The organism is Streptomyces sp. NPDC086519 (genome assembly GCF_040686075.1).
Lineage (GTDB): Bacteria > Actinomycetota > Actinomycetes > Streptomycetales > Streptomycetaceae > Streptomyces > Streptomyces shenzhenensis.
The window spans coordinates 321,151-345,824 of the sequence record NZ_JBFBJL010000002.1 but is presented as its reverse complement, the minus strand read 5'-3'; the positions used below and the strand labels follow the sequence as shown (position 1 = coordinate 345,824).

Below are 24,674 nucleotides of genomic sequence, written 5' to 3'. Positions count from 1 at the left end.
TCGACGCGCGGTGAAGTCCCGGGTGCGCGGCCGGACGCGGTCCGCCGCCACTCCGCTCAGGCCGGCACCGTGAGCTTGAGGTCCAGCACAGGGATGTCGACGCGGCCGTCGCCGTCGGTGTACCAGCGCCAGTGCGCGTCCTGGGCCTCCCCGTAGACGAGCCCGGTCCAGCCCGCACCGCCGGGGCCGCACAGGGCCGCCAGTTCGGCGGCCTGCCGCCCGCTCGGCGTGCCCGCCACCACGACCAGCCCCCTGAGCGGCCGACGCGAGGCGGCACCGCGCACCGTGCCCCGCACGGGAACCGAAGCGGCCGCGGCCTGAGCGGGAGCGACCTGCGGCACCTGCCGGAGGCCCGGCGGCACGGCGAGCGGCGGAGCGTCGGCCGCTGCGCGCAGTACGGTCACCGAAGTGCCCGGACGGGTACGGGCGATCTCCGCCAGCAGGTTCTGCACGACGTCACGCGCCACCAGCTTCTCACCGGTCACGCTGAGGACCCCGTCCAGGCGGCTGAGGTCGACGAACACGGGCCGGCCGTCGGTGTCCGTGCCGGGGCGGACCAGGCAGGCCGTGGTGACGACGGCCCGTGCGGCCGGGCCGTCGTCGGCCGAGGGCTGCCGGTCCGGTGCGGACGCGGGGCGGCGCCAGCGTGTGCTGCCGACGCTCGTCCACGGAGCCACGGCCGTATCGGAGGCCGCCAGCCACACCGTCGTGCCGGCGTCGTCGACGCTCAGCGCGTGTACCGGCCGCTCGGACTCCCCGTGCGTGGCGGTGAACTCGCCGAGGGCGCCGTAGGCACGCCGTACGGAGTCCACGTCCGCGTCGAACCAGCGGCTGGTCGCCCGCCGATGCGTCAGCAGGCGGCGCCGGCGTACCGGTTCGCCCAGCCTGCCCAGGCCCCGGCGGGCGGCGGCGAACCAGGCACCCACCTTCCGGCGGGCCACGATGCCCGCGGTGACGAGGGCGAGCAGGATCGCGCCGAGCAGCGCGATCGCGGCGGCCAGCGGGATGGTGAGCATGGTGGACTGCCCGCCGCCCGCGCCCGGCGGAGCCGACGAGCCGGAGGCCGGGGGAGCGGAGGCACCGCTCTGGCCCCCGGTGTCCCTGGCCAGTTGCACCCCGGCTCCCGAGGCGTCCGTCGGCAGCCGCAGTATCCAGCCCGGGTGCAGCTGGTCGCCGGGACTGCTGAGGGCACTTCCGTCCTTCTGCGTCAGACCGCGGTTGAGGTCGAAGATCTCGTCGGCCCGCGCCGCGTCTCCCAGGGTGGCCGCGGCGATCGACTGCAACGTGGCGAGCTGCCCGCCGGTCTGCGCCGGGTCCTGGACCACGAACACCTTGATCAGGTCGTCGCCGGAGGGCGCCGCCGCGGCGGAACCGGCCGCGCCGGCCGCCGCCAGGAACGCCGCCAGCAGAGCTGTCAGGGCGTACCGCAGTACCTGCCGGAGGCGGTGTGCCGTGACCGTTCTCGGCCGATGGTCGGGCACCTGGCCCGCGCCGTTGCTCATCGTGTCCACCCATGTCGTCCGGTGTTGCGTTGCACCGACTACACGGGGCCGCCCGGCCGGAAAGTTCGAACCTGACGCGGAATTTGTTGAACGTTCCGCGAGTCCGGCCCCGTGTACCTCGCGATCGCACGTCACACGCACCGGACCGGGGGGCATCGCAATGGCACGTCGGCACTCCAGCCCCGAGGACTTCCAGCTTCTCGGGATGGACTCGGACCCGGCACCGGGCGACCCCGACATCATCTTGAAGATCGTGCAGCGCTACCAGGGCATCGGAGACGACGCGGAGCGGGCGCTGAACATCGTCAAGCAGGACGGGGCGATCTCCGAGGGCACCGGTGACGCGATGGACGCGCTCCGGGCGAAGGTCGGCGACGACCTGCCGGACAAGCTGACCAGGACCAGGACGTCGTACCACGACGCGGCCGAGGCCTACCGCGAGTACGTTCCCCGGCTGGAGGAGGCGCAGGGCGTCTTCGACCAGGCGGTGGACCGGGCACGGGCCGCCGCGCCGCAGGCGAACCAGACCGCGCGGGTGTTGGGCGCCGACGCGACCGACGAGGAGAGGGCGCAGGCGCGTTCGGCCCAGGACTCCATCGACGCGGGCCAGGCCGAGATGGGTGCGGCCCGGAGCCTGGCGGAGCAGGCGAGGACGCTGCGGGAGAGCGCGCAGCGCAGGCTCGCGCAGGTGCTGGACCAGGCAGCGGAGGAGGCGATCCCGGAGCGGAACGTCTTCCAGAAGATCGCCGACTTCTTCAAGGAATTTCCGTTCGTGCAGGTCCTGGTGGCCGCCTTCGTGGCGATTCTCGCGGTCTTCTTCCCTGTGGTCGGAGCCCTGCTCGGTGGCCTGTTGTTCGTCTTCAACCAAGTGGTCGCAAGTCAGACAGGCGGAATCAAGGCCGGTGACTTCGTGACCGGCCTGCTGGGCATCATCCCCGGTGGCGCACTCCTCAAGTTCGGCGGCCGGCTCGCGGAGGCCATCAGTCCCGCCCTCGCCGCCACGGTGAAGAACCTCCCCTTGATCAAGAAAGCCACGGGCAGCATCGGCGACATCGGCGAGTCGCTCGCCGGCAACAAGGTCGTCGGAGGCTTTCTCGGCAGTCCCATCGGCAAGTTCATCGGCGATGCCCTCGTTGACGCCGGCAAGAAATTCGTCGTCGACGCCGGCATCGAGGCGGCCGCCAAGGGTGCCAACCACGACCCGCTCACGGCTGCCGGCGTGCTCGGCGGTGCCGCGGCCGGTGCTGTCGCCGGGGCCGTCTTCAAGGGCGCGGTGGGCGCCATCGGCAAGGGCCGAGGCGTCCCGTCGGTGGAAGAGGGCCAGAGCGGCCGGTTCGGCAACACGACGAAGCCGGCGCTGGGCGACTCCCGCGGCAAGACGGTGTCCGACCAGCTGGGCAGCTTCTTCGAGGAGGGCGCAAGCGTCGGGACGAAGATCGGGGTCGGCGTCGCTCAGGGCGGCGACCCCGGGGAGGTCGCGGCCGGGGAGATCGCCAACGGCGCCTCGAAACTCGCCGTCGGCGCGGTCGGCAAAGCCGGCCTGGGCCGTGGCGTCGACGGCCTCACCGACAAGATCCCCTTCAAGGGCCACCCCCGACCGAACACCGCCCCCGCGACACCTCCGCCCGACCCCACCCCGCCGCCGTCCCCGACCACCCCACACCCTGCGACGCCTCCTCCGGGGTCGCCGGTGGATACGCGGCCTGGGAGTCCGGTGGTTCCTCCGCCGTCGCCGGTGGATACGGGTCCCGCGAGTCCGGTGGCTTCTCCGCCGTCTCCTGTGGATGCGCGGCCGACGAGTCCGGTGGCTTCTCCGCCGTCGCCGGTGGATACGGGTCCCGCGAGTCCGGTGGTTCCTCCGTCGTCGCCGGTGGATGCGCGGCCTGGGAGTCCTGTGGTTCCTCCGTCGTCGCCGGTGGATGCGCGGCCTGGGAGTCCGGTGGCTTCTCCGTCGTCGCCGGTGGATGCGCGGCCTGGGAGTCCGGTGGCTTCTCCGTCGTCGCCGGTGGATACGGGTCCCGCGAGTCCGGTGGTTCCTCCGTCGTCGCCGGTGGATACGGGTCCCGCGAGTCCGGTGGTTCCTCCGCCGTCGCCGGTGGATGCGCGTCCCGCGAGCCCGGTGGTTCCTCCGCCGCCCCCCGCGGAGCCGCGGCCCGCCAGTCCGGTCCCGGTGAACCCTGTCGACGTCCCGCTGCCGCCGTCGCCCACCGTCCCGGACGGTGCGTCCGCGGTGCGGCCCGTCGGCCCCCCGGCCGACGGCGAAGCCGGCTAGGCCGCACGCACTTCCAGTTCTCCATCCCTGAACGGATGGACGGCACCAACCACCAGCGAGGAGTACTTCCATGCCCAACTACAGCGTCAACTCCGACACCACCTCGTCGACGTCGCAGGCTCTGCTGAACGACTTCTCCCAGCTCCAGGACAAGCTGAACGAGGTCCGGGGCAAGATCACCAACCTGCTCGCCGACGGTTACAGCACCCCGGCCGCCCAGCAGAAGTTCTCGCCGTTCTTCGACGAGTTCGCCAAGGGCTTCGAGCAGGTCAACCAGGGCCTGCAGGGCATCGGCCAGTACGTGAAGACCGTCGGTGAGGCCTTCGACCAGACCGACAACCAGCTCGGCTCCGCCCTGTCCTGACCCCTCCGGCCCGGTCCGCCGCCCCGGCGTGCGGGGCCGCACCCACCACTAGTCGAGAAGGACGATGAGTAGTGCGACTGACCGTCAGCGTTCGTGACGCACGGGCCGAGGGGGTGTCCACCACCGTCTCCGTGCAGACCGAACCCACCGCCACCGCGGGGAGCTTCGCGTCCGAGCTGGCACGCGCCGTCGGGTACGCGGGGGCCGACGGCACCGCGCCGCCGGAGCCGGCCCTGTACATCGGCTCGGCGCTCGTCGACCCGCGCAGCACTCTGCAGGTGGCGGGTGTCCGGGACGGCATGGACCTGGGGCTCGGCGCTCCCGTTCCCGGGGAGGCCGAGCCCGAGGGCCGCACCGAGGTCCGGATCGTCTCCGGGCCGGGCGCGGGCACCACCTACCGCCTGGTCCCCGGCGACTACGTCATCGGCACCGCCCCGGGCTGCCGTATCCGTCTGGCCGAGGGCGCCCCGGCGCTCGCGGCACGGGTCCGCGTGCATCTCGACGGCCGCGCCGAACTGTTCGAGACCGAGAACGCGCTGCTCGACGGCAGACCCGCGCGCCGTCCGTCGCCATGGCGCGAGGGCAGCCAGCTCGCCGTCGGCGACATCCTGCTGGAGCTCACCTCCAGGCGAACGGCGCGCGCTCCGCTGGTCGCGGCGGAGGACGGGCTCGGTCTGGAGTTCAACCGGCCGCCGAGGTTCCTGCCGCCGGCGGCGGGTGCGAAGTTCCGGCTGCCCACGCCTCCCGTCAAGCCGGACAAGCGGCCCGTTCCGCTGCTGCCGATCCTGCTGCTGCCGGCCGGCAGCGCCGCGATCGCCATCTTCGTCACCCACCGGTGGTCGTTCGTCTTCATCGCCCTGCTCTCGCCGATCGCCGCCCTGGTCACCCAGTTCGGCGGGCGCAAGCAGGCGATGCTGAAGTACCTGGAGAAGAAGGAGGAGTACGACCGGGCCGTGGCCGGCGTCCGCGCCGACATAGACGCCGCCGTTCTGGACGAACAGCACAACCTCCGTCTCTCCCTGCCCGATCCGGCCGCACTGCTGCAGATGGCCGCCCAGCCGTCGGAGCGGCTGTGGGAACGCCGCTGGCAGGACCCCGACTTCCTGTCCGTGCGCGCGGGCACCGCCGATCTGCCGTCGTCGGTCGGCGTCGACGACCCGGAACAGGACGAGCACCGCCGCAACACCGTGCCCTGGCTGAACCAGGTACCGGTGGCACTGCCCCTGCGCCGGGCCGGTGTCGCGGGCGTCGCCGGACCGGGCGCGTCCCGGCTGGCGGGATGGCTGACCGCTCAGGCCGCCGCCCTGCACAGCCCCACGGACCTGCGCATCGTCGTCCTCGCCGGACCGGCCGGCGAACGCGACTGGTCCTGGACCCGCTGGCTGCCGCACAGCCAGGCGCAGGGCGAGGACGCCTACGCCCTGATCGGCAGCACCGCGGACTCGCTGGCCCGCCGTATCGGCGAACTCGGCCAGATCGTCGCCGCCCGCGGCGCGGCCGGCCCCGACATGACGCGCGGCGGCGCGGCCGGCTACCCCGACATCCTCGTCGTCCTGGCGGAGGCGCGCCGGGCCCGCTCCCTGCCCGGCGTGATCGCCCTGCTGCGCGACGGCCCGGCGGTGGGCGTGTACACCGTCTGCATCGACCGGGAGGAGCGACTGCTGCCCGAGGAGTGCGGCGCCGTCGTCGTCACCGAGGCCGGCAGCGGCACCGCCAAGGTCCGCACCGGTTCCGCCACCGCACTGGAGAACGTACGCGGCGACTCCCCGGAGCCCGCCTGGTACGAGGACTTCGCACGGGCGCTCGCCCCGTTGCGAGGTGTCGGCGACAGCGACGAGAGCGCGCTGCCCGGATCCGTACGGCTGCTGGACCTGCTGGGGATCGAGCCGCCCACCGCACCGGCGCTGGCGGCGGGCTGGTCCCTGGGCGGCCGCTCCACGAAGGCGGTGCTCGGCGTCGGCTACGACGGTGAGTTCGCCGTCGACCTGGTACGGGACGGCCCGCACGCGCTCATCGCCGGCACCACCGGCTCCGGCAAGTCCGAGCTGTTGCAGACCCTCGTCGCCACCCTCGCCGTGGTCAACCGGCCCGACGAGATGACGTTCGTCCTCGTCGACTACAAGGGCGGCAGCGCCTTCGCCGAGTGCGCCGACCTGCCGCACACCGTCGGCCTGGTCACCGACCTCGACACCCGGCTGGTGGAGCGGGCGCTGGTCTCCCTCGGCGCCGAACTGCGCCGCCGTGAGACGCAGCTGGCCCAGGCGGGCGCCAAGGACATCGAGGACTACCTCGACAAACGCGCACGGGGCGGCAACGTCCTGCCGCCCCTGCCACGACTGCTGCTCGTCATCGACGAGTTCGCCTCCATGGTGCGCGAACTGCCCGACTTCATCGCCGGCCTGGTGAACATCGCGCAGCGCGGCCGGTCCCTGGGCATCCATCTCGTGCTGGCCACCCAGCGGCCGGGCGGCGCGGTCACCCCGGACATCCGGGCCAACACCAACCTGCGGATCGCCCTGCGCACCACCGACACCGGCGAGAGCCGCGACATCATCGACGCTCCCGACTCCGGTGACATCTCCCCGGCCAACCCCGGCCGCGCCTATGCCCGGTTGGGTCCGTCGGCGCTCCTGCCCTTCCAGGCCGGACGCGTCGGCGGCCGCCGGCCCGGCGGCCTCCCCGCCGCAGAGACGGAGGCGGCCGTCAGCGCGACGGCGGTGTCCTGGAACGACCTCGGAGGCCCGCTGCCGAACCCGCGCGCACGCGCCGGGTCCCCGGCGGCGCGGACCGAGGCCGTCACCGATCTCGCCGTGCTCGTCGCGGCCGTCGCCGAGGCCGCCGCGCTCGCCGGGGTGCCGCGCCAGCCCAGCCCGTGGCTGCCGCCCCTGCCCGCGGTGCTGCCGTGGACGGCGGCACCCGCGCCGAAGCCCGCCGCCGAACGCCCGGCAGCGCTGCCCCCGGTCGCGTACGGCATGGTCGACCTGCCCGCCCGGCAGAGCCGGGCGCCGCTGACGTTCGACCTCGACCGGACCGGCCATCTGCACATCATCGGCTCGCCGCGCAGCGGACGCTCCCAGACGCTGCGCACCCTGGCCGCGGCGATCGGCCAGGCCCACGGGGCCGACGACGTGCACCTGTACGGCATCGACTGCGGCAACGGCGCGCTCAACGTGCTCACCGAACTGCCGCACTGCGGTGCCGTCGTCGACCGCACCCAGATCGAGCGGCTGGGCCGGCTGCTGGACCGCCTCGGTGCCGAACTCACCGCGCGCCAGGGCATCCTGGGCTCGCGCGGCACCGCCGACCTGGCCGAACTGCGCCGCGCCCGGCCCGCGCACGAGCGCCTCGCGCACATCGTGCTTCTGGTCGACCGGTTCGAGGTCTTCGAGCGCGAGTTCACCTCGTACGACAACGGCAGTTACCTGGAGCGCATGCTGCGTCTGCTGCGCGACGGTGCGGGCGTGGGCATCCACGTCGTGCCGGCCGGTGACCGGGTGCTCGGCGGCAGCCGCTTCTCCGGCACCACCGAGGACAAGATCGTCCTCAGGCTCAACGACCGCCAGGACTACTCCGGCGTCGGAATCCCCACCAAGTCGGCGCCGTCCGACCCCGCGCCCGGCCGGGGCATCCGCCCTCAGGACCTCAGCGAGGCGCAGATCGCCGTGCTCGGCGAGGACCTCGCGGGCACCGCGCAGGCCGAGGCCCTGGCCGCGCTGGGGCGGCGGCTGACCGAGCGTGAGGCCGCGGTCCCCGCCGCCCGCCGCGCGCTCCGGCTGGACGTCCTGCCCGACCGGATCGGCTACGCCGACGCCCTCGCCCTGCACACCGCGGGGGGACCGATGCGCCCGCTGGTCGCCGTCGGCGGGGACACCCTCACCTCGCTCGGCCCCGACCTCACGGACGTGCCGACCTTCGTGATCGCCGGGCCGCCGCGCACCGGACGCAGCTCCGCCCTGCTCACGGCGGCACAGTCGCTGCTGGCGGCCGGCACGGGCCTGATCGTGCTGGCGCCGCGGCGCTCACCCCTGCGCGAGCTGCGAGGACGGCCGGGCGTGGTCGGCGTCATCACCGACGCGGAGGTGCCGGTGGGTGACTTCCGGCAGGCGCTCAACAACGTCTCGCAGGAGTACGGCGTGATCGTCGTCGACGACGCCGAACTCCTCATGGGCGCCGAGATCGACCCCGACCTCGCGCTGCTCGCCCGCGGCGGCGCGGGAACCGGCTGGGGCGTGCTCGCGGCCGGCAACGCCGAGTCGCTGTCGCTGAGCCTGGCCGGATGGATGGGCCAGGTGAAGCGCAACCGCACCGGCATGCTCCTCTCCCCGCAGGGACTGAGCGACGGCGAGGTCATCGGCGTGAAGCTGACCCGCGGTGTCGTCGGCCGGGCCCCGCAGCCCGGCCGCGGCCTGCTGCACCTGGGCGACGGGACGGTGCGCACCGTGCAGGTGCCGTACCCGGAGCCGGAGCCGGACCGGTAGCAGGCGGGGCGCGTCCCCACCGCGGGGCGGCCGTCCGTACGACGGTCCCCCCGCGGTGACGTTCAGGGCCCTTCCGGGGATTCAGCCGGAGGGGCTCTCGCCGGTGCCGCGCGCTCCCGCGGGTACCTGGACGCCGTCGTCGGTGACGAACCGGAAGGTGCTGGTGATGGCGTCGAAGAGGTCGTACACCGCGTCCTTCAACGGCAGGTTGGGGCTGGCGAGGGAGACGCAGAGGTAGTCCCGGGCGGTGCCGGGCACCGGCATCATCGTGTGCATCGTCAGCAGCTTGACGGAGACGTCCGCGGTCACCCGTGTCACCTCGGTGCCCGTCACGCGCGCCGCCGGGCCGACATGGGGCACCTCCACCGAGGTGATCACACGGTCCTTCGGCGCCGCGCCGGTGCCGGAGGAGACACCCAGTTGCGCGGACAGCACGGGCAGCGTCAGCTCCTGGCCTTCGGGCGTGGTGACGGCGAACACCATGCCGTACGCCATGAAGAGCCCCTCCGGGTACATGGTCGCCGTGCCCGAGGCCAGCAGCGCTCCGTAGCGGCGTGCCGCGCGGGTCACCTCACGGCCCTGCCGGAACATGTCGTTGATCTCGGCCTTCTGCCGCGGGTCGTCGGTCGAGGCGAGAGCCTGTGCGCGGACCCGCGCCATCTCCTCGCCGCTCAGATCGACCTGGTCCCATCCGTCGGGGATCTCCAGCAGGAATCGCTGTGCCGTGTTCATCGGTCACCCTTCGCCGTGTCCGTCGGGGAGGTCAGTCGCCCCGGCCGTCGTCGAGACTCGCCGCCGAGCGCCGGTCCGCCTCGTCGAAGGCGTCGGAGATCTGGGTGATGGCGTCGATGATGCCGCTCACCTGCTTCTGCAACTGGTGCTTGCCGTCGTTCCACCGGTCCTCGAAGTTCTGTGCGGCGCCGCGGGACAGCTCGCGTCCGAAGGCGGCATCGAAGTCGAACGTGGTGTGTCCGATGTCGATGTTGTCGTGCACGAGGCGCATGCGCTGCGCGCCGTCCTTGAGTGCGTCATCGGGGATGTGGACGTCCGTCACTGCCGGCTCCCGGTCCTGTGCGCTGGCCATCGGTCTCTGCGAGGGACACGAGGCCGGCGGGCCGGATCGTTCAACCGGGCCGGGTGCGAGGTGATCCGGGCACGCCGTTGAACCCTCGGCGGGCGCTGTGCCGTGTCTCTCGCATGACCTCGTTTCTCAGCGGCCTGCTGTCCTCCGGCGCCGCCAAGCGCCGTGCCACCGTCGCCGCCGCCCTCGCGGTGTGCGGTGTGGCGAGCCTGACCGGCTGCGGCAAGACGATCCAGATCGGTGACAGCAGCGATCCGTCCACCCCGGCCCCCGCCCCGGCCACGTCCTCGGCGGCCCCCACGACGGCCGCGCCCGGCCAGGGCGGTGCCGGCAACTCGGCGCTGCAGGTGGTGGACTCCACGGCACAGGACGCGGGCCTGAACGGTACCGGCGGCACGGTGGTCGGCGCGGCGGTGCAGGAGGCTCCGCCCAAGTGGGTGCAGTTGTCGGCGGTGACCTCGCCGCAGCTGCCGGTGGCCCACCTGATCAACGTCAACCAGGCCGCGCTCTACCGTTTCGACGGCGACACCGCCGGCCCGTCCCGGTCGAACTGCAACGACGCCTGCGCCGCGAAGTGGCCGCCGGTGACCGTCGAGGAGGGCGGCAACGTCTACCTGGCGGGGGTGAACCCGAAGGAGGTCGGGGCCGTCCGCCGGCAGGACGGCCAGGTCCAGGTCACGGTGGGGGGCTGGCCCGTCTACCGCTTCTCCGGCGACGCCGGGGCCGGCGACCTGAACGGGCAGGGCGTCGACGGCAGGTGGTTCGCTGTCGGCCCCGCGGGGCAGAAGGCGGTGCGCTGACGCCGCGCTGTCTTCGGGGGACGCGGCGCGGGGCGGCAGTCCGTCACATCCTTGTTTCCCGTTCTGGACGTCGGGCCCGGCGCAGTACCCTGAGCTTCCAGACAGACCGAGTCCGGGGACCCGGCTGATGGGGGGAACGTGGAGCTCATCGGTCGGGACGATCAGTTGGCTCTGCTGCGCCGGCTGCTGGCCGAGCCGCGCGGCCACGGGAGCACGGTGCTGGTCCGCGGGGCCCCAGGCATCGGGAAGACGGCGTTGCTCGCCGAGACCGCCGCCCTCGCCGAGGGGCTCGGCTACCGGGTCCTGCGCACCAGCGGTGTCGAGGCCGAGAGCGACATCCCCTATGCCGGTCTGCAACTCGTCCTGCGCCCGTTGGCCGCGGAGGCCGCCCAGCTGGCCACACCGCACCGGCAGGCGCTGGACACCGCTCTCGGGCACGCCGAGGCCGGTGTCCCCGACGTCTTCCTGGTCGGCCTGGCGGTTCTCAACCTCCTGGCCGACGCGGCCGCCGCCGCGCCGGTGCTGCTCCTGGCCGACGACGCCCAGTGGCTCGACGACGCCACCGCCAGTGTCCTGGCCTTCGTGGCGCGCCGGGTCGGTACGGAGCCGGTGGTCGTCGTGGGAGCCGCACGCGAGGGCTACCGGTCGCGTCTGAACTCCGACGAACTCACCTCCGTGACCCTGGGCCCGCTCACGGACGGCCAGGCCGCCGAACTCCTGGCGGACCGCGCCCCGGACCTGCGGCCGACCGCGCATCGCCGGCTGCTGGCCGCGGCTGCCGGGAACCCCCTGGCCCTGACCGAACTCTCCCGCACCCTCAGCGCGTCGGCCGATCCGCACATGTCCCGGCTGCCGCTCACCGAGCGGCTCGAACGGGCCTTCACCGACCGCCTGGAGACCCTGCCCGACATCACCCGCAGCCTGCTGCGGATCGCGGCCCTCGACGACAGCTCGTCGCTCCCCGAGATCTACCGCGCGACCCGGCTGTTCACCGGCGCCACGGCCGGGCCCGCGGAACTCGACCCGGCCGTACGCGCCCAGCTCGTCGAAGTCGTCGGCGGCGACCTGCGGTTCGGGCATCCGCTGATGCGGTCGGCGATCCACCAGACCATGCCCACCGGCGTCCGCCACGCCGCACACGCCGCGCTCGCCGCGGTGCTCTGGGAACACCCGGACCGGCAGCTGCGGCACCGGGCCGCCGCGGCCGACGCCCCGGAGGAGACGGTCGCCGCCGCACTGGAGGACGCCGCTCACCGGGCCGCACGCCGGGGCGGCATCGCGGCGGCCGTCACGGCCCTCGAACAGGCCGCCGCGCTCAGCGAGGACACCGACCGCCGCGCGGAACGGCTGCTGCGCGCCGCCGACTTCGCCGTCGAACTCGGCCGCCCCGAGACCGTGAACCGGCTGCTGGACCAGGCGCTCACCGGGCCGCTGTCGCGACGCCAGCACGCCACGGTCGTCTGGCTCCGCGGCAGCTTCGACGAGGGACTGCACAGCCATTCGTCAGGCGCCAACTCCCTGACGGCCCTCGCCGAGGAGATGGCCGCGGAGGACCGCGCGCTGGCGCTGCGGATCCTGTGGAGCGCCGCGCAGCTGTGCTTCTGGTCCGACCCGGGCCCGCGGGGCCGCTCCACGGTCCTGCGGGCCGTGGAGCGGATGGAACTCGACGAACTCGATCCGTGGCGGCTGGCCATCTGCGCCTACGCCGCCCCGGTCGACCGTGGCACCTTCGTCCTGGAGCGTGCCCGGCACGTCGCCCTGAAGGAGGGCGACGACGGCCGCGCCTACCGCATGCTCAGCACCGCCGCGCTCCTCGTCGGCGGTTTCGACCTGGCGCGGGCGTTCTCGGCGGCCGGCGGCGCGCCGCTGCGGGCCCAGGGACGCCTGGGGCTGCTGGCCCGGACGGTCGGCGCGGACGCGTGGAGCGCTCTCGTGGTCGGCGACCTCGGCGCGGCGATCGCCGCGACCGGGGAGTCACGAAGGCTGGCGCGCGAGACCAGCCAGACGATGATGTACGCGCTGATGACCGCCACCGCGGCCAAGCTGGCCGCGTTGCGCGGTGAGGTGGATTCCGCCCTGGCGCTGGCCGAGGAGGCGGAGGAGATCGGACTGCCGGCCGGGGCACGTCCGGTGCTGGCCACCGCGTCGATGGCACGCGGGCTGGCGGCGTTGGGCGCGGGCCGGTTCGAGGAGGCCTTCGGCCAGTTCCGCCGGCTGCACGATCCGGCCGATCCCGCCTTCCAGGTCGCCCTGCGGCTGACGGCCGTGGGTGACCTCGTCGACGCGGCGACGCACTGCGGGCGACTGGAGGCCGTACTCCCGGTCGTGGCGGAACTGGAGGAGATCGCGACGGTGACCTCCGCGCCGGTGCTGCACGCCGAACTGCGTCTGGTCCGGGCGCTGCTGGCCGCCGACGAGGCCGCCGACCCGCTCTTCGCGGACGCCCTGAGCGCCGACCTCGGCGCCTGGCCGCTGATCAGGGCCCGTACCCACCTGGCCTACGGCGAATGGCTCCGGCGCCGGCGGCGCAGTGTCGAGTCCCGCGACCACCTCCGTGCCGCCCGCGACATGTTCGACGCGCTCGGCGCGATCCCCTGGGGGGAGCGGGCCCGCCGGGAACTGCGCGCCGCGGGCGAGACCAGCCGCCGCCGGGCCCCGGACGCCCGGGACCAGCTGACCGCCCACGAGCTGCAGATAGTCCGGCTCGCCGCCGACGGGCTGACCAACCGCGAGATAGGCCAGCGGCTCTACCTGTCGCACCGTACCGTCAGCTCGCACCTCCACCGGATCTTCCCCAAGCTGGGCGTGGTCTCGCGCGCCGAGCTGCGGGCGGTGGTCAGCGCACTGCGCTGACCGGCACACCACCGTCACATGACGCTCGCTTCCGCCCGCGCGGCGTTCCTAGCGTTCCCCATGTCAGCACATCGGCAAGAGGGGAGCGGTCCCATGGTCTGGAACGGCGTCCAGCAGGCATCCGGGCCGCCGATGGTCGGCCGCCACGCCGAACGCGAAGCCATCGCACGACTGCTCGACGCGGTGCGCGACGGCCTCAGCGGAGTCCTCGTCCTGACCGGCGAACCGGGGATCGGCAAGACCCGGCTGCTGGAGTACGCCGCGGCCGGGGCCGCGGAACTGCGCGTGGTCCGGCTGACCGCGGTCGAGTCCGAGACCAGTCTCGGCTTCGGCGCGCTGCACCGGTTGCTGCGGCCGTTCCTGAACCGGACGGACCGGCTGCCCGGACCGCAGCGGGCCGCGCTGGACGCGGCCCTGGGACGGGTTCCGGGGCCGCCCGCGGACCGCTATCTGGTCGGCCTCGCGACGCTGACGCTGCTGTCCGGGGCCGCCGCCGACCAGCCGCTGCTGTTCCTGCTGGACGACGCGCAGTGGCTGGACCGGGAGTCGGCCGAGGCGCTCGCGTTCACCGCCCGCCGGCTGCACGCCGACTCCCTGGGCCTGATCATCGCCGTCCGCGACGGGCTCGGCGACAACGGCCTGTTCGACGCGCTGAACGTGCACGCGGTGACCGGTCTGCCGGAGTCGGAGGCCAGGGCCCTGCTCTCCTTCGGCGCCACGAGGGTGGACACCACGGTGGCCGACCGGATCGTCGCCGGTACCGGCGGCAATCCGCTCGCGCTGCTGGAGCTGGCCGACGCCCTGGCCGCCGAGCAACTGTCCGGTATCGCCCCGCTGCCCGATCCGCTGCCGGTGAGCCGGCTCCTGGAGAGCCACTTCCGGCGCCTGGTCCAAGCCCTGCCGCCGGAGACCGGAACCCTGTTGCTGCTGCTGGCGGCGGCCCCCTCGGACGACTCGGGGATGATGTGGCGGGCCGCCGGCCGGCTGGGCCTGTCCGCCCGCGCCGTCCAGCCGGCCATCGCCGCGGGCATCCTCGGCCGGGGCACGCCGACGGCCTTCCGGCATCCCCTGATCCGATCGACGGTCTATGCCGGAGCCGAACCCGGCGAGCGCCGCCGGGTGCACACGGCACTGGCCGCGGTCTGCGACGCGGTGCGGGACGCCGACCGGCGCGCCTGGCACCGGGCCGAGGCCGCCGAGGGCACGGACGACGGCGTCGCCGACGACCTGGAAGCCGCCTCGGAGCGGGCCCGCTCCCGCGGCGGCTACTCCCAGCAGGCCCTGTTCCTGTCGCGTGCCGCCGATTTCACCGGCGACCCGGAGAAACGGGCCGAGCGGCTGCTCGACGCGGCCCAGGCCCATCTGATGTCCGGTGACGCGCCGGCGGCAGGGACCGCGCTGGACCTCGCCGTTGCCGGTGTCCGCGGCCGGGCGATGCGCACGCGCGAACTGCGGATGCGGGCGACCGTGCTGATGTTCCAGGTGGTCGTCGCCGACGTCCCGGCGATGCTGATGGACGCCGTGACCCGGCTCGGTACCGAGGACCCGCGGCTGACCTGGGAGCTGCTCCGGGAGGCGCTGCACGCCGCGCTGGTCGCCCACGACACGGTGCGGGGCACGTCGCTGACCGAGGTCGCGGCGGCCGCCGTCGCCGCGCGGCACGACCCGGACCCCGCCGTACGCGGCCGCGACCTGCTGACGGAGGGGCTGGCCCGCCGCGTGGCCGAGGGCTACGAGCACAGCGCGCCCGTGCTGCGTACCGCCCTGGACGAGCTGCGACGCGGCGGTGGGATCGAGGAGGCGACCAGTCCGTTCGCGGTGATGCTGTTGATGGCCTGCGACGATCTGTGGGACGTCCGGGCCGCGCGTGAACTCGCCGGCCGCCTGGCGGCGGCGGAGCGCGCCGCCGGCGCCCTGTACGCGCTGAGCATGACGCTGCTCGTCGAGGCGCGCTACGACCTCTTGGAGGGACGGTTCACGCAGGCGGAGGTCCGCTACGCCGAGTTCGACGAGATCGTGGCCGCCACCGGCTTCCCCGGCGGCGGAGACATCAACCGGCTCCACCTGTTCGCCCTGACCGGCCGGGAGGCCGAACTGCGGGCGGCGGTGCGGCGGACCGCGGAGATGAGAAGCATCGGCATCGGCCTGCACCAGTTGATCGCGCAGCATGCGCTGACTCTGTTCGAGCTGGGGCAGGGCCGCTACGGGCAGGCGATGAGGCACGCGCGGGCGGTTTTCGAGGAGGACCCTCCGACCTGCGGCAACCTCGTTCTGCCGCTGCTCGTCGAGGCCGCGGTGCGCACCGGTGACCGGGACGGCGCGGCCGCAGCCCTGTCCCGGCTGGAGGAACGCGCCCCGCTCGCCGGTACGCCCTGGGCCCTGGGCACCCTGGCCCTCGGCCGGGCGCTGACGGCGGACGGCGACGACGCCGAGAAGTTCTACGACGAGTCGGTCGAACTGCTGGGGCAGGGGCCGCTGGCCCTGGAACAGGCCCGCTCGCGACTCCTGTTCGGCGAGTGGCTGCGCCGCCGCAAGCGGCGTTCCGACGCCAGGAAGCAGTTGCGCGCCGCGTACGAGAGCTTCGACGCCTTCGGCGCGGTGCCGTACGCCGAGCGGGCCCGGATCGAGCTGCTGGCCACCGGCGAGAAGGCCCGCAGGCGGACCGAGGAGACCAGGTTCGATCTCACACCGCGGGAACGGCAGGTGGCCGCCATGGCCGCCGCGGGGCAGACCAACGGGGAGATAGCGACGCGGTTGTTCGTCACCGCCTCGACCGTCGAGTTCCACCTGAACAAGGTGTTCCGCAAGCTCGGCATCACCTCCCGGAAGCAGATCCCCCGCGCGATCGGCGAACCGGGCCCGGTGACCGATGACTGACCCCCCGCAGGGACCGGTTCAGGCGGCCGCCGTCCCGGCCGTGACGCCTGGGCGGACACGGCTGCGGAGCTGGCGCAGCGCGTAGTGCTGGCGGGATTTCACGGTGCCTGGGGGGATGCCCAGCAGCCGGGCGGTCTCCTGCACGGTTCTGTCGTGCAGGTAGATGTGCACGAGGACCTCTTGGTGCTCCGGTGAGAGGTTCCGCAGCAGGGCCCTGGTGTCGACCGCGGCCGCCACGGTGTCGGCGTGGTCGTTCTGCGGCGTGCCGGGGTGGTCCGTGCCCGGGGACTCGTGGCGCGAGTAGGCGCTGCGTACCCGGTCGATGGCGAGGTTGCGGGCCACGGTGAGCAGCCAGCCGCGCATCGAGCCCTCGGTGGCGCACAGCCGTTCGCAGTGGTGCCAGGCGCGTATCAGCGTCTCCTGCACGATGTCCTCCGCCAGGTGGCGGTCGCCCAGTATGCGTTCCACGTAGGCGAGGAGCGGCTTGGCGTGGTCGGCCGCCAGTGTCCGCGGGAGGTGTTCGCAGCGTGTGGGCAGCGGCTCACTCGGTACGACTGCGCAGGTCATGTCGATCTCATTCAGGCTGGGTCGTGCCCGTCGACGCTGCTCGCACGAGCGGTTCCGGCCGTACGAGGGCAGGGCTGGGTGCGGGATCGCCGAAGGACGGGGCAGGGCGGTACGCCGGCCCAGCCCGGTGTGCGGCCGGCGGCCGGCGGGCACGACGCGTTTCGTGCCTGCTTCGGCGAAGTTCCTGTCGGAAGCAGCGCGTTCGGGGATCGTAGGCAGGCGTCGAAGCCCGAATTCTGACGAGATTCTGACGCAGGGCATGCCACCCCGCCGGACCGCCAGGCCGCCGATCCGTGACCCGCCACCGCGCGATACACGGTTCCGCGCCGCTCCGGGGTTCAGCCGGTCCCGAGAAGTCTCGCGCGGACGCCCTCGGCGTCGGGGTGACCGATGTCCTCAAGGATGTCCAGCGCCAGCCGCAGCGCCGTCGCCGCGCTGTCCGTGCGGTCCGCGGCGAGGTGCGTGTCCGCGATGTGGACCAGGGTGTCCGCCACCAGATAGGAGTCGCGGAGCTGCCGGTACATGCCGAGAGCGCGGTGGAGACTGGCGAGAGCCTGGTCGTAGTGGCCCAGTCGCCGGTGGGCGACCCCCAGGCTGTCCCACGCCGCGGCCTCGCCGTTGCGGTCGCCGGTCTCCCGGTGGATCGCGAGGGAACGGCCGCACTCCTCGACCGCCTTGCCGTACTCGCCGAGCAGCAGGTAGGTCCACCCCACCTCGTTGTGCACGCTCGCCACGCCGTTGAGATGTCCGGCCGCGCGGTACAGGTCACCGGCGAGGCGGTAGTGCTCCAAGGCCTCGGTATGGCGGCTGTTCCGGTTGGCGATGAAGGCCCCGTAGCGATGGACGCGCGCCTGGCCGGGCATGTCACCGAGTTCCCTGAACAACCGCAGGGCGCGCTCAAGGTGCTCGCCGGCGCCTTCCCACTGCCCGAGCCGGCTCAGGGCGAAGCCCAGCGCGCGGTGCCCGTGCGCCTGCCCCAGCAGGTCGCCTTCCCGCTGCGCCGCGGTGATGGCCGTGCTCTGCACCGTCCGCTGCTGTTGCCAGCGCCCGTTGCGGTCCAGGTACATCTCCAGCACGGAGGCCAGCTGCCAGCTGAAGGCGCCGTCACCGTGCCGGCCGTGCTGCGCGGCGGCCGCCAGCAGCACGGGCCGTTCCCGCTCGAACCAGTCGGCCGCGCCGCGCTGGTCGGAGAACCGCTCGGGCAGGGTGTGTGCGGCCGGGCGGCGCAGGGTGATCCGTTCGCGGTGGGGCGCGAGGACGGCTTCCGCGGCGTGGGCGCTGTGCAGGTAGTGGTCGAGGACGCGCGTGGTGGCCGCTGCCACGTCGTGCGCGGTCTCGAACTCGGCGGCCAGCTCCGCTGCGTAGGCCCGCAGCAGACTGTGCGAGGTGAAGCGGCCGGGCTCGTTCTCGAAGAGCAGATGCGCCCTGACCAGCTCCGCGAGGCAGGACCGGATCTCCCTGACGCCGGTGGCCGCCAGGCTTGCCGCGGCGGCTACGGAGCAGTGCGGGCCGGGGTGCAGGGCGAGCAGCCGGAACAGCTCGGCCGCCCGTGGGGTCAGTGCCTGGTAGGACCAGGAGAAGACGCAGCGCGCGTCGGCGAGCGGAGGCTCGCCGACGAAGGCGTCGAGGCTGCCCTGGCTGGTCCGCAGTTCGTCGGCGATGGCGGCCAGCGGGTGGCCGGGGTTGAGTGCGGCTCGCGCGCTCACGATGGCCAGCGCCAGCGGAAGCCGCCCGCACAGGGCGACGATCTCGGCGGCCGCGGCGGCCTCCCGGGTGACCCGCGCGCTGCCCAGCCGGCGGGAGAGGAGCGCGAGCGCCTCGTCCTCGTCGAGCGGATTCAAGGTGACCGAATGCGCGCCCTCGACAGCCATGAGTCCCTGTAGCTGGTGGCGGCTGGTGACGATGGCGAGACAGCCGGGCGGGGCGGGCAGCAGGGGACGCACCTGCTCGGAGTCGCGGGCGTTGTCCAGGACGACCACGACCCGGCGACCGGCCAGGAGGCTGCGATACAGCGCGGTCTGCGCCCGCAGTTCCGCCGGGATGCGGCTCACGGCCACGCCGAAGGCGTCGAGCAGCGCACGCATCGCCTCGGGGCCGCTCATGGCAGGCCCTGTCAGGTGGAAGCCCCGAAGGTCGACGTAGAGCTGTCCGTCGGGGAAGCGGTCGGCGAGCCGGTTCGCCCAGTGCACGGCCAGGGTGGTCTTGCCGACTCCGGCCATGCCGCTGATGACGACGGCCTGGGCGGGGTCTCCAGGCTCGGGCACCAGCGTGTCCAGGAGGCCGAGTTCGCCGCTGCGCCCGGTGAAGACGCTCAGGTCGCACGGCAGTTGGGCGGGAGGCGGGGCACCGGTGGCCGCCGCCGGGTCAGGACCGGGCGCCGCGGGGACCTGCGCCCGGGGCCGGTGCAGCGCGGTGCGCTGTGCCTCCCGCAGCTCGGGACCGGGATCGAGGCCGAGCTCGTCGGCGAGCCGCGCCCGTACGACCCGGTAGGTCTCCAGTGCCTCGCCCTGACGGCCCGCGGCGGCGAGCACCTCGATGAGCCGGGCCTGCAGGCCTTCGTCGAGCGGATGGTGGGCGGCGGCCTGGCGGAGGGTGACCAGGACGTGCTCGGTGAGGACGGCACCCGCGGTGGGCACGTACCCGGCCGCCTCCTTGACGGCGGCGACATGCTCGTCGTCGACGGCGGTGAAGACCGGCAGCGCCCGGACCTCGGGCGGAATGCCGGAGCCCGCCGGGCCCCGCCACAGATCCAGTGCTTCGACCAGCAACTCCACGGCCTTCGCCCGGTCGCCCTGCCGCGCCGCCCGGCGCGCGTCCTGGCGCAGCGTTCTGAAGCGCAGCAGGTCCAGTTCGTGCGGTGCCACGTCGACGCGGTAGCCACCGGAGTCGCGGACCAGACGGTGCGAGGCGGTGCCGGAGAGCAGGCCGGGTTCGAGCAGCCGGCGCAGCGCCGCGACGTGGCGGTGGATCACGTTCACCGCGGTGGCCGGTGGGTCCTGGTGCCACAGTGCGTCCACGATCCCGTGCAGGGGGACGGGCTGGCCCGCGTGCGCCAGGAGCAGCGCCAGCAGGGCCCGCTGTTTGGGCGGGCCCAGTTTCACGTCGGTGGTGCCCTGCATGACCCGGACGGGTCCAAGTATCTGAAAACGCATGGCCGGTTGGTTCCATCGGTCTTGGGGCGCCGGGCGCGGATCCGGCGCTTTCCAGCACAGGGGCTGTCGGGGCGGGGACGGGGGAGGGCTGTGGGCGTGGCGGGTGCCGGTCGAGCCGTCGTCCGCGACCGGACCGAGGTGACGCGGCGACCCTCGCGGGAGCAGCGTCACGGCCGTCCTCGCCGAACTGTCATTTCTCCGCCGCCGCGAAGAAGTCGAGGTAGCGGCGCGTGAGTTCGGCGGGCGCCTCCAACGGGATGTTGTGCCCCGCCCGCTCGATCACCACAGGTGTGACGTCGACCGCGACGTGAGCCATCTGCTCCCCGGGCTCCGCCGCGAGGTAGGCGCGGCCCCCGACGGCCAGCACCGGGCATTCCAGCGGGACGGCGAACTGCGGCCGGTTCTGGTCGGCGTCGGTCCCGGTCGCCCGGTAGAGCTCGAACACCGCGTGGTTGCCGCCCGGTTCTTCGAGCCCCCGGGTGTATTCGTCCTCGTCCGCGTCCGTGTACGCGCTCGGGTCCCACATGATCCGGCGCATGAAGTACGTCCAGAAGGCACGTTCCCGGCCGGTGATCAGCAGTTCGGGGTAGTGCGGCAGGCCGAACAGCGAGCGATGCCAGCCGGTGCGGGGATCCTCGGCGTCGAGCGGCCCGAGGTCGGGCACCGGGAGGCCGGGCAGTCTCGTCTCCTGGAAGACGAGTTGGACGACGTCCGGGCGGTGGAAGGCCGCGACGGCGTAGGCGACGGCCGCACCCCAGTCCTCGCCCACCACGCGGTACCGGTCGTGTCCCAGCGTCGCCATGAGCGCGGCGATGTCGGCGGCCAGGGTCCGCGTGTCGTACCCGGTCGCCGGACGCCCGGAGCCGCCGAATCCCCGCAGGTCCACCGCGACGACCGTGTAGTGCGGGGTGAGCAGCGGGATGACATGGCGCCAGAAGAACATGGTCTTCGGCACGCCGTGGATCAGGACGACCGGGTCGCCGCTGCCGCCCGTCGCGTAGTGCAGATCGACCCCGTTGACCCGTGGCCGGCCGTGGGTGAGCGGGACGCCGGCGTGATCCGTCATCCTCAGTGCTCCGGATTCCGTCATCGCCGCCTCCTCGTCACCGGTCCCCGTCGGCACCAGGAGCGCCGACGGTTCGTATTCCACACCGGCCGACGTTCCGCTCGCACTGGGGGGCCACCCCGGTCCGAGGGCGCGCCACCCGTCAGCCGGAGGACGCCCAGGACGTGGCGCTGTCCGCGGCCACGGGCATCAGCGCCGGGAGCATCAGCTTTCTTCCTGTCCTTCCGGGACGGTGCGGCTCACAGGGACGGCGGCGGTCCGGTGACGCGCAGGTGGAAGGCCTCGGCGGAGGCCACGACCGCCGCGAGATCGAACTCCGGCGGCAGGTCCCCGGCCTCGGCCACCGGGGTGCCGTTGGCCCTGAAGTACTCCTCGATGCAGGCCGGGCTGAACAGCACCGCTGTCCGGGCCCCCTCGGGCGAGCGCACCAGATAGCTGTGCGGAACCCCGCGCGGCCCGTACGCGACCTGTCCGGGCACCAGGTCGTGGCGCTGGTCGCCGACGAAGAACGTCACCTCGCCGTCGAGGACGAACCAGACCTCCTCCTCGTCCTCGTGGACGTGGTGCGGGGGTGCGTGGCCGGCCGGGTCGGCGAACTCCATCAGACTGAGCCGGTTGTCGGTCGCGGTGCCGGGAAGCAGGATCCTGGCCTGGCCGCCGAGGAACCAGAAGGGTTCGCGCTCGGGCGCCGGGCCGAAGGTCGGGAAGAACCTGGTCATTCGCGCTCCTGACGTCATCGGCGGCCGCCCAGGAAGTGCAGCAGCATGCCGGTCATCTCTTTCGGGTGTTCCTCGTAGATCCAGTGGCCGGAGTCGGGGACGACAGCCGGGGTGACGTCGGTGGCGTAGTGGCGCACCTGCTTCCCGACCGACGAACCGAGGCTGCTGGAGGCGCCGATCGCGAGCACCGGCATGGTCAGGGGCGTCTTCTGGAACCGCGCGTTGTCGGCGATGTCCTGCGGGAACGTCCGGAACCACGCGAAGCTCGCTTCCAGGTGCGCGTGGTCGCGCAGGTACGAGGCGAAGACCGCGAGGTCGTCCGGGGTCAGAGCGTCCTTGTGCACGGCGATGCCCCGCATGAAGCCCGACGTCCAGGTCAGCTCGCGGCCCCGGATCAGGCTCTCGGGCAGGCCGGTCCGCAGGGAGAAGAAGCCGAAGTGCCACGCCCCGGGGCCCTGGGCCGTCAGCGACGGGAACCGGTAGATGCCCGGGTCCGGGATCGGGGCCTCGCTGAGCACGAGTTTCCTGACGCTGTGCGGGTACTGCGCCGCGTAGGAGTAGGCGACCATCGTGCCGATGTCATGGCCGACGACATTCACGTCGCGGTCCTTGCCGAGCGACACCAGGAGCGCGTGCAGATCGGCGGCCATGGTCTTCTTGTCGTAGCCGGACGCCGGGGCGTCGCTTTGGCCCGCGCCGGGCAGGTCCGGCGCGATGACGGTGTAGTGCCGGGCGAGCGCGGGCATGATGCCGTGCCACTCGTACCAGGTCTGCGGGTAGCCGTGGATCAGGACCAGGGTCGGGCCGTGACCGCCGATCACGTAGTGGATGCCGATCCCGGCGACCCGCGTCCTGTGTTCGCTGAAGCCGGCGGGTATCCGCTCGCCGGCCGGTGACGCAGGCTTGGCCGAGGCCGCGGCCGTGAGGGTGGTCGAGCCGAGGCCGACGGCCAGGGCGAAGACCGCGGCCACCAGGCGGCGGGATCCGGGCAGGCGGAGTCGGAGTCCGGGGCGGGATGCGGGCAGGCGGAGGCTCACTGGTCTCTCCAGGGGACGCGAAGGGGAGCGGGGCGCGGCGGGCTCGGCGCCCGCCGTGCCGTGACGGCAGGTCAGAGGGAGTCGACCAGGCCGCCGTCGATGACGAAGTCGGCGCCGGTGATGTTCGCCGCCCGTGGACCGGCGAGGTAGACCACGAGGTCGGCCACCTCCGACGGCCGGGTGAAGCGGCCGGTCACCGACTGGTCCGCCGCGCCGCGGGCCACCTCCCGGGGATCGAGGCCCCGGGACTGGCCGACCGCGGCGGCGACACCGTCGGCGCCCTGCCACAGCGCCGTCTCCACCGGGCCGGGACCGATGGTGTTCACCCGCACACCGCGTGGCCCCACCTCCTTGGACAGGGCCTTGCAGAAGTTGGTCAGCGCCGCCTTCGCCGCGCCGTAGTCGATGACCAGCGGGTCCGGCAGCCGGGCGTTGACCGAGGAGACGGTGACGATACGTCCCGCGCCGGCGGCGAGCAGGTGCGGCAGCGCGGCCCGGGTGGTACGGACGGCGGCCATGAGGTTGACCGTGAACGTCCACTCCCAGTCCTCGTCCTTCACGCCCAGGAAGCCGTCGACCCGCGGCCGCACCGCACCGACGTTGTTCACCAGCACGTCGACACCGCCATGGAGCGCCACGGCCTCGGCGACCAGCGCGGCCGGACCCTCGGGCGTCGCGAGGTCGACCTCCACGACGGTGAGCTCAGCCCCCTGCTTCACGTGCTGGTCGAGGGCGTCGGTGCGCTCCCTCGAACCCGCGACGACGCGGGCACCGGCCGCGAGGAAGGCCTCGACGACGGCCAGCCCGATGCCGCGCCCGGCGCCGGTGACCACGACGGTCCGCCCGGCCAGACCCGCGTCGGCACCGGATGTTCCGGCGGTCCGGGACGCGCGGGAGGTCATCGCCCGGCCTCCGGGCTCTGCTGCCGCAGCCAGGTGAGGACGGTGTCCGCGACCTCGCGCCAGCCGCCGTCGATCGTCAGGGAGTGCCCGCGGTCGGGGAAGTTGATGATGTCGGTGACCGCGTCGGAGTGCCGGTACTGCTTGAGGGTGGCCCGGGTGACGACCTCGGGCACCGTGTGGTCCTTGCCGCCGGAGATGAGCAGCAGCGGGCCGCGTCCGCTGTTCTTCGTGTCGACCTTCGCCGGCGAGTGGGGGTTGAAGTTGGCGGAGGCGGCCTCGTACAGCGGCTTGCCCGGCGCGGGGATGGTCCAGCGCTCGTACAGGGCCGCCGACTCCTCCTCCGCGATGGCGTTGCCGAACGCGAACCGGAACTGCTCCGCGGTCAGGGAGACCGACCGGCGCTTGTTGGCCGGGTTCTTGAAGACCGGGAGCGTCGCCTTCAGGGCGGACAGCGGCAGCGGCAGCACGCCCTTGATCTGCGCGGCGTCGATCGCGACCGCCGCGGCGGCGCGGTCCTGGCCGAGCAGCTTCTGCGCGATCATCCCGCCGAACGAGTGACCGATCACGATGGGCCGCACCGGCAGGGCCGCGATCAGGGCCGCGTAGTGCTCGACGACGTCGTCGATGCCGTGGCCGGCGATGCTCTCGGGGTTCTGGCGCGCGTCCTCGACGGTGTCGGGGTCGCCGGGCCACCCGGGCGCGGACGGGTCGTAGCCCTCGTCACGGAACAGCTCGATCCACGGCTGCCAGGAGGTGCTGTGCAGCCAGAGTCCGTGGATGAAGACCACGGGAAGGGGGACGGTCATGGCGGGGCCTTTCTTGTCGGTGTCCTGACCCGGCATGCGGACACGTAACCGGGAACCCCGCTGCTCTCGCACCGGGGAGGCACCCCAGTGGTTCAGGGGCGGACGCCGAACGGCCCGAGGACACCCGCGTCGATCCGCGGGGACTCCAGCAGCGTCCACGCGTTGTCCCGCGTGAAGACCTCGGGCGCCCCCGGTGAC

Annotated in this window: 16 protein-coding genes; 6 read left to right on the top strand and 10 right to left on the bottom strand. The window is 73.4% G+C overall.

The window, feature by feature from the left end; genetic code table 11:
- Nucleotides 1-56 precede the first annotated feature (56 nt).
- Nucleotides 57-1,502: a hypothetical protein gene (locus AB0P24_RS03785; RefSeq protein WP_365790555.1), complete on the bottom strand. Its 1,446-nt coding sequence runs from the start codon at nucleotides 1,500-1,502 to the stop codon at nucleotides 57-59.
- A 160-nt stretch (nucleotides 1,503-1,662) separates the two neighbouring features.
- Between AB0P24_RS03785 and AB0P24_RS03780 the strand changes: the two genes are divergently transcribed.
- The 3 genes from AB0P24_RS03780 (at nucleotide 1,663) to AB0P24_RS03770 (ending at nucleotide 8,616) form a co-directional block, all read left to right on the top strand.
- On the top strand, nucleotides 1,663-3,774 hold the full coding sequence (locus AB0P24_RS03780; RefSeq protein ID WP_365790554.1) for a hypothetical protein: 2,112 nt from the start codon (nucleotides 1,663-1,665) through the stop codon (nucleotides 3,772-3,774).
- A 70-nt stretch (nucleotides 3,775-3,844) separates the two neighbouring features.
- Entirely contained in the window at nucleotides 3,845-4,138 is a 294-nt protein-coding gene (locus AB0P24_RS03775; RefSeq protein ID WP_062036124.1) for a WXG100 family type VII secretion target, read from the top strand.
- Between the two features lie 71 nt (nucleotides 4,139-4,209).
- Entirely contained in the window at nucleotides 4,210-8,616 is a 4,407-nt protein-coding gene (locus AB0P24_RS03770) for an FtsK/SpoIIIE domain-containing protein (protein ID WP_365790553.1), read from the top strand.
- 81 nt (nucleotides 8,617-8,697) lie between these two features.
- Here the strand turns inward: AB0P24_RS03770 and AB0P24_RS03765 are convergent, their stop codons facing one another.
- Together AB0P24_RS03765 and AB0P24_RS03760 are read right to left on the bottom strand one after the other, a co-directional pair.
- Nucleotides 8,698-9,348: a hypothetical protein gene (locus AB0P24_RS03765; protein WP_365790552.1), complete on the bottom strand. Its 651-nt coding sequence runs from the start codon at nucleotides 9,346-9,348 to the stop codon at nucleotides 8,698-8,700.
- Nucleotides 9,349-9,379: 31 nt separating this feature from the next.
- On the bottom strand, nucleotides 9,380-9,700 hold the full coding sequence (locus AB0P24_RS03760) for a hypothetical protein (protein ID WP_365790551.1): 321 nt from the start codon (nucleotides 9,698-9,700) through the stop codon (nucleotides 9,380-9,382).
- A gap of 113 nt (nucleotides 9,701-9,813) precedes the next feature.
- On the opposite strand from AB0P24_RS03760, the gene AB0P24_RS03755 reads away from it, so the two are divergent.
- From AB0P24_RS03755 to AB0P24_RS03745, 3 genes are all read left to right on the top strand, one after another.
- Complete coding sequence (locus AB0P24_RS03755) at nucleotides 9,814-10,497, top strand: hypothetical protein (protein ID WP_365790550.1); 684 nt, start codon at nucleotides 9,814-9,816, stop codon at nucleotides 10,495-10,497.
- A gap of 138 nt (nucleotides 10,498-10,635) precedes the next feature.
- A complete protein-coding gene (locus AB0P24_RS03750) occupies nucleotides 10,636-13,350 on the top strand; it encodes an AAA family ATPase (protein WP_365790549.1) in 2,715 nt (904 codons plus the stop codon).
- Between the two features lie 93 nt (nucleotides 13,351-13,443).
- The gene (locus AB0P24_RS03745; RefSeq protein WP_365790548.1) at nucleotides 13,444-16,227 is read left to right on the top strand and encodes an AAA family ATPase; all 2,784 of its coding nucleotides are present in this window, start codon (nucleotides 13,444-13,446) and stop codon (nucleotides 16,225-16,227) included.
- Between the two features lie 18 nt (nucleotides 16,228-16,245).
- On the opposite strand, the gene AB0P24_RS03740 is transcribed toward AB0P24_RS03745, so the two are convergent.
- The 7 genes from AB0P24_RS03740 to AB0P24_RS03710 form a co-directional block, all read right to left on the bottom strand.
- On the bottom strand, nucleotides 16,246-16,794 hold the full coding sequence (locus AB0P24_RS03740) for a sigma-70 family RNA polymerase sigma factor (protein ID WP_365790547.1): 549 nt from the start codon (nucleotides 16,792-16,794) through the stop codon (nucleotides 16,246-16,248).
- Between the two features lie 338 nt (nucleotides 16,795-17,132).
- A complete protein-coding gene (locus tag AB0P24_RS03735) occupies nucleotides 17,133-19,946 on the bottom strand; it encodes a BTAD domain-containing putative transcriptional regulator (protein WP_365790546.1) in 2,814 nt (937 codons plus the stop codon).
- Between the two features lie 190 nt (nucleotides 19,947-20,136).
- Nucleotides 20,137-21,036: an alpha/beta hydrolase gene (locus AB0P24_RS03730; protein WP_365790545.1), complete on the bottom strand. Its 900-nt coding sequence runs from the start codon at nucleotides 21,034-21,036 to the stop codon at nucleotides 20,137-20,139.
- 215 nt (nucleotides 21,037-21,251) lie between these two features.
- Nucleotides 21,252-21,731, bottom strand: a complete 480-nt coding sequence (locus AB0P24_RS03725; protein ID WP_365790544.1) for a cupin domain-containing protein — start codon at nucleotides 21,729-21,731, stop codon at nucleotides 21,252-21,254.
- A 14-nt stretch (nucleotides 21,732-21,745) separates the two neighbouring features.
- A complete protein-coding gene (locus tag AB0P24_RS03720; protein ID WP_365790543.1) occupies nucleotides 21,746-22,768 on the bottom strand; it encodes an alpha/beta hydrolase in 1,023 nt (340 codons plus the stop codon).
- Nucleotides 22,769-22,839: 71 nt separating this feature from the next.
- Complete coding sequence (locus AB0P24_RS03715; RefSeq protein ID WP_365790542.1) at nucleotides 22,840-23,670, bottom strand: oxidoreductase; 831 nt, start codon at nucleotides 23,668-23,670, stop codon at nucleotides 22,840-22,842.
- Complete coding sequence (locus AB0P24_RS03710) at nucleotides 23,667-24,476, bottom strand: alpha/beta fold hydrolase (RefSeq protein WP_365790541.1); 810 nt, start codon at nucleotides 24,474-24,476, stop codon at nucleotides 23,667-23,669. The genes AB0P24_RS03715 and AB0P24_RS03710 overlap by 4 nt, the downstream gene beginning before the upstream one ends.
- Nucleotides 24,477-24,674: the final 198 nt, after the last annotated feature.